Raw genomic sequence first — 6,067 nt, forward strand, 5'->3', positions numbered from 1 at the left:
GTATTAACCGCCGAGTCGCCGCACCGACAACACGCCGCTGATGCCTTGTAACCGCGCCAGCGTCTCATCGCTGCACCGTTGATCAACATCAATCAGCGTGACTGCGACATCGCCGCGAGACCGATTGAGCATGTCGATGATGTTCAAACCCGCCGCTGCCAGATCGGTAGAAATCTGCCCGACCATGTTGGGCACGTTGCTGTTGACAATCGCCAGCCGGTGATCGCCGTTGAATGGCAAACAAATTTCGGGGAAATTGACCGCATTGGTCACGTTACCGCTTTCCAAATACTCGCGGATTTGATCGGCAACCATGATCGCGCAGTTATCTTCAGCCTCGCGGGTGGACGCGCCCAGATGCGGCAGCGTCACCACTCGCGGATGATCTTTCAGCAAATTGCTTGGAAAATCACAGCAGTAGGCGTACAGATGCCCTTGATCGAGCGCCGCCACGACTGCCGCATCGTCCAAAATGCCCTCACGGGAAAAGTTCAACAGCACCGCATTTTTCGGCAACGTCTGAATCCGCTCGGCGTTAATCATGTGGCGCGTCGCGTCGGTCAGCGGCACATGAAAAGTCACAAAATCCGACCGCGCCAGCAGATCGTCGATACTCAACGCCGCCTGCACGTCGCTCTCCAACTGCCACGCTCGCCGCACGGTAATCGTCGGATCGTAGCCGATGACCTTCATCCCCAGCGCCCGCGCTGCGTTGGCCACTTTCACGCCAATCGCGCCGAGACCGATCACGCCCAACGTGCGCCCCGGCAGCTCAAACCCGCCAAACTGTTTTTTACCGCTCTCGACTGCCTGACTGATCGCCGCGTCGTCGCCGGTCAACGAGCGGGAAAATTGCCACGCCTGCGCGATATTCCGCGCCGCAATCAGCATTCCCGCGATCACCAACTCCTTGACTGCGTTAGCATTTGCGCCCGGCGCATTGAACACCGCCACGCCGCGCCCAGTCATCGCTGCGACCGGCACATTATTCGTGCCCGCACCAGCGCGACCGATGGCCTTGACCGACGGCGCAATCGGCAGCTCGTGCATCTTCGCCGAGCGCACCAAAATCGCATCCGGGTTGGCGATCTCAGACGCGACCTCGTAGCGATCACGCGGCAGACGCTCCAAACCGGCGACTGAAATGTTATTTAAGGTCTGGATTTTGAACATCATTCAACCCTGCGTCCGTTCAAATTCGCGCATAAATTCCACCAGCGCCGCCACGCCCGCTTCCGGCATCGCGTTGTAAATGCTGGCGCGCATCCCGCCGACCGAGCGATGCCCTTTGAGCGTGGTCAAATTGGCAGCCTTCGCACCTTTCAAAAAGGCATCATCCAGCGCCGGATTCGCCAACGTAAATGGCACATTCATCCACGAGCGATCCGTTGGCTGCACCGGATTGGCATAAAAACTGGAGGAATCAATTGCATGATAAAGCAACGCCGCTTTGCGTTGATTGATGATTGCCATTGCATCCAAACCGCCCAAATCTTTCAGCCATTTGAATACCAAACCAGCCAAATACCACGCATAGGTTGCGGGCGTGTTATACATCGAATCATTATCAGCGTGGATTTTGTAATCAAACATCGTTGGCGTACCGGCAATTGGCATTCCAATTAAATCCTCACGCACAATCACAATGGTTAATCCTGCCGGCCCGATATTCTTTTGCGCACCGGCATAAATTAAACCGAAGCGCGATATATCAATTGGACGCGACAATAACGTCGATGACATATCCGCCACCAACGGGCAGCCGCCAGTTTCAGGAATGTAGGCGAATTCAACACCTTCAATTGTTTCATTCGGCGTGTAATGCACATACGCAGCATCGCCACTGAGTTGAATCTCTGCTGGTACAGGGGCGCGAGTGAATTTGCTCTCCTCAGTTGTCGCGGCGACATTGACGTTACTGCAATAATGCCGCGCTTCAGAAATTGCTTTTTTTGACCACGAACCCGTATTGATATAATCGGCGCTGCTGCCGCCGCGCAATAGATTCATCGGCACCGCAGCGAATTGACTGGATGCGCCGCCCTGTAAAAACAGCACTTTGTAATTGCTGGGCACATTCAACAGCTCGCGCAAATCTGCTTCTGCTTCTGCCGCAATTGACATGTATTCTTTACCGCGATGGCTCATTTCCGCCACGCACATGCCGCTGCCGCGCCAATCGAGCATTTCATCACACGCTTGCTGCAATACGGATTCCGGCAGCATGGCGGGACCGGCACTGAAGTTATACACACGAGCCATCATTTTGTTCCTCTGGTGAATAGTGGTTGATTACTTAATTATCGTGCTGATTAACAGCTTGCGAGTTGACGTTGGTACGCGGCTTCAATAGCATTAAAAAGATCACAAAAAACAGTTTTTTATACAGCATCTGGTATTTCAGTTACTCAACATGATCAGTATTGATTTCCTCACCTTCAGCGCCATCTTCCTGTTCCAATCCACCTTCCAATGCCACAATCCGCTCGACATACACCAAACGCTCACCCTCACTCAGGTTAATGAGTTTGACGCCCTGCGCAGCGCGACCAACGATTGGAATTTGATCGATGCTGGTACGAATTAACGTGCCGCCTTCGGTAATTAACATGATTTCATCGCCGGGGCGCACTAATACTGCACCAACCTGCGCACCATTACGCTCAGAAGTGCTAATACCAATCACGCCTTGAGTACCGCGTCCTTTAGTAGGGAAATCCTCAACGCGAGTGCGTTTGCCATAACCATTTTCAGTCACACTCAATACAGTGCCCGGCTCCGGTACCACCAGCGCAATCACGCGCTGGTTTTCTTGCAACCGAATACCGCGTACTCCGTGCGCTGTACGTCCCATCACGCGAACATGTGATTCCGCAAAACGCACCGCTTTACCATTAGAAGTGAATAGCATCAAATCCTGTTGACCATCGGTGATAGCGACGCCAACTAATACCTCATCGTCACGCAAATCAATCGCAATAATGCCGCGAGATAATGGACGTGAAAAGTCAGTGAGCGCCGTCTTTTTCACCGTACCTGCACTGGTTGCCATGAATACGGAATAACCTTTTTCATATTGACGCACCGGCAGCAGCGCATTAATGCGTTCGCCCGGTTCCAATGGCAATAAATTGACCATTGGACGCCCCCGTGCTGCCCGTCCAGCTTGCGGCAATTCATACACTTTGAGCCAATAGACGCGCCCACGACTAGAAAAACATAATACGGTGTCGAGCGAATTAGCAACAAAAATCCGGTCAATAAAATCTTCTTCACGGAATGAAGTGGCGCTTTTACCCTTGCCACCGCGCCGCTGTGCTTGGTAATCGCTAATTGGTTGCGCTTTCACATAACCTTCATGCGATAACGTCACCACCAATTCTTCTGGCGTAATCAAGTCTTCACGGGTTAAATCGGTTTGCTCAAGTTGAATTTCAGTGCGCCGCGTATCGCCGAATTGCTCACGAATAGCCAGCAATTCTGCTCGAATCACCGCCATCAATTGATGAATGTCCGATAAAATGGCGAGCAGTTCAATAATCCGCTGTAAAATTTCCTCAAATTCTTTGAGAATTTTTTCCTGTTCCAATCCAGTTAATCGCTGCAACTGTAAATCAAGAATCGCTTTTGCTTGGCGTTCACTTAATTGATACCCAGCGGCAGTTAAACCCAATTCTGGCGGCAATTCATCTGGGCGCGTGTGTTCAGCGCCCGCTCGTGCCAACATTGTTGTCACACTGCCCGGCGACCATAAATGCGTCATTAAATGCTCGCGGGCTTCGGCTGGATGCCCCGCTGCTTTAATAGTCGCAATGACCGCGTCGATATTCGCTAACGCAATTGCATAACCTTCTAAAACGTGCGCTCGCTCGCGGGCTTTACGCAATTCAAATAAGGTGCGACGCGTGACGACTTCGCGGCGATGACGCAGGAAAAACTCCAGAATTTGCTTGAGGTTCAGCGTGAGTGGTTGCCCATCCACCAATGCAACCATGTTAATACCAAACACCTGCTGCATCTGCGTATGTTGAAACAGATTATTCAATAATACTTCAGCGTGAGCATCGCGCTTGAGTTCAATCACTACGCGCATTCCATCTTTATCAGATTCGTCGCGCAAACCATCGGATGCAATACCCTCAATTTTCTTTTCTTTTACCAATTCGGCAATACGTTCTAATAGCCGCGCTTTATTCACTTGATACGGCAATTCGGTCACAACAATGGCATCGCGCCCACTGCGCGGATGCACTTCGGTATTGGTACGCGCCCGCATTACGCAGCGCCCGCGTCCGGTGCGATACGCCTCACGAATACCGCTGATGCCGTTGATGATGGCGGCGGTAGGAAAATCAGGCCCCGGCACGATGGTGAGCAATTCATCTAAGCTAATCAGTGGGTTATCAATCAAAGCTAAACAGGCGTCGATCACTTCGCACAGGTTATGCGGCGGGATGTTGGTCGCCATGCCAACCGCGATGCCAGATGATCCATTGACCAGCAAATTGGGAAAACGAGCGGGCAACACTGTCGGCTCGTGCTCGGTGTTGTCGTAATTCGCAACAAAATCAACAGTTTCTTTATCAAGATCGTCGAGCAGCGCATCGGCGAGGCGCATCATTCGCACCTCGGTATAACGCATGGCCGCTGGCGGATCGCCATCGACGGAGTTATGTACAAATACGCCGCTGGCTAATAAAAAGTTGTGATGTTCATCGACCGTGATGTCATAAGTATCGGCAGTTTCATTAAGCTGGCGAATGGAAATAACACGGTGATTTTTTTCTGCGATCAATACGCTTGCCATATTCGCAGAAGTCGAATGAGCTACTGCGCTCATTAAATGATCATCTGGCGTCAGCGTTTGCGCTTCTTTATAAGTGCCATCGCGCAACATAAAGCGATGATCGGGCGTACAACGAATGATTGCGCCATGATCAAGCGTTAATTCAACTAATGGCGCTGATGGGCGAGTGATCCGTGAATGACGTCCCTCAGCGATGACAATTTTGCCGCTCTTATCAACTGCGTAAACGTGAAATTTTTCCTCCGGCGGCAGATGCGCTAGTTCCGCGAAGGTCTTGTCGCTGCCATCAGCGAGCTTGATCGCGGTGTCGCCAGTGAAACAACCAAAGTTGCCCTGCCCGTCAACCAACAGATAACGCAGCGAAAACGCTTGTGCCATCCGCACCATCGTGTCGTAAATCGCCGAATCGCCGTGCGGGTGATATTTGCCCATGACATCGCCAACCACGCGGGCGGATTTACGATAAGCGCGATTCCACACGTTGCCCTGCTCGTGCATTGAAAACAGCACCCGTCGGTGTACTGGCTTCAAACCGTCGCGCACATCCGGCAGTGCTCGCCCGACAATGACGCTCATCGCGTAATCGAGGTAAGACTGGCGCATCTCGTCTTCGAGATTGATGGGGAGAACTTCGCGGGCAAAATCTGGCATGGGTGTGGTCAACCAACTGTGGAACAGGGGCGCAATCAGCGCGAGGAAACCGCAGAATTGCGCGTTTCAAAGACTGTGAATTCTATCACGTTGGTCTGACTGCTGGTTGCCCGCTCATTCCTTAGATATAAAAAGCTGCGATATGGTGAACTGTGAAGTCAGTATGACAATCATATTTTTTTATCTTGACAACGCGACAGCAGCCGCTAGAATGCGCGGCTCACTTAGGGAATAACACTACTGCTGCAACGCGAATAGCGCACAACAGTAACCTTAAAGCAGTGAAGCAGTCAGAAAGTCGTCAACGCCACGAAATAAAACGTTGACAGCAGAATGAAAGACTGTAGAATGCGCCGCTCTTAACGAACAATTGTTTTGTCGTTAATGACCGAATAAGAAAGTGAAGTTTGACCCAGTTCTTTAACAATTAGTTCAGATAATTTGTGTGGATGCTTCGAGTATCGCTTCGGGTGAATGAAGAAATATTAACGAGTATCTTCATTATGAAGAATTCGTTGAGCACGAATAATACCAATTAAATGGTATGAAGGAATTAAACTGAAGAGTTTGATCCTGGCTCAGATTGAACGCTGGCGGTATGCCTAACAC

The 6,067-nt window shown here is 51.1% G+C and carries 3 protein-coding genes; all 3 read right to left on the reverse strand.

Annotated features, from left to right (window positions below):
* Window positions 1-3: 3 nt before the first annotated feature.
* Entirely contained in the window at window positions 4-1,173 is a 1,170-nt protein-coding gene (locus CKO12_RS11530; RefSeq protein ID WP_105072945.1) for a phosphoglycerate dehydrogenase, read from the reverse strand.
* 3 nt (window positions 1,174-1,176) lie between these two features.
* A complete protein-coding gene (gene serC, locus CKO12_RS11535; RefSeq protein WP_200154894.1) occupies window positions 1,177-2,262 on the reverse strand; it encodes a 3-phosphoserine/phosphohydroxythreonine transaminase in 1,086 nt (361 codons plus the stop codon).
* Between the two features lie 142 nt (window positions 2,263-2,404).
* Window positions 2,405-5,458, reverse strand: coding sequence for a DNA gyrase subunit A (gyrA, locus tag CKO12_RS11540; RefSeq protein WP_200154895.1), 3,054 nt, complete (start codon window positions 5,456-5,458; stop codon window positions 2,405-2,407).
* Window positions 5,459-6,067 lie beyond the last annotated feature (609 nt).

Origin of the sequence: Chromatium okenii, assembly GCF_016583745.1 — a bacterium.
GTDB lineage: Bacteria > Pseudomonadota > Gammaproteobacteria > Chromatiales > Chromatiaceae > Chromatium > Chromatium okenii.

Bases quoted from the DNA above. Each gene is read 5' to 3' on its own strand.
- serC (WP_200154894.1), bottom strand. From the start codon at position 2,262: ATGGCTCGTGTGTATAACTTCAGTGCCGGTCCCGCCATGCTGCCGGAA.
- CKO12_RS11530 (WP_105072945.1), bottom strand. From the start codon at position 1,173: ATGTTCAAAATCCAGACCTTAAATAACATTTCAGTCGCCGGTTTGGAG.
- gyrA (WP_200154895.1), bottom strand. From the start codon at position 5,458: ATGCCAGATTTTGCCCGCGAAGTTCTCCCCATCAATCTCGAAGACGAG.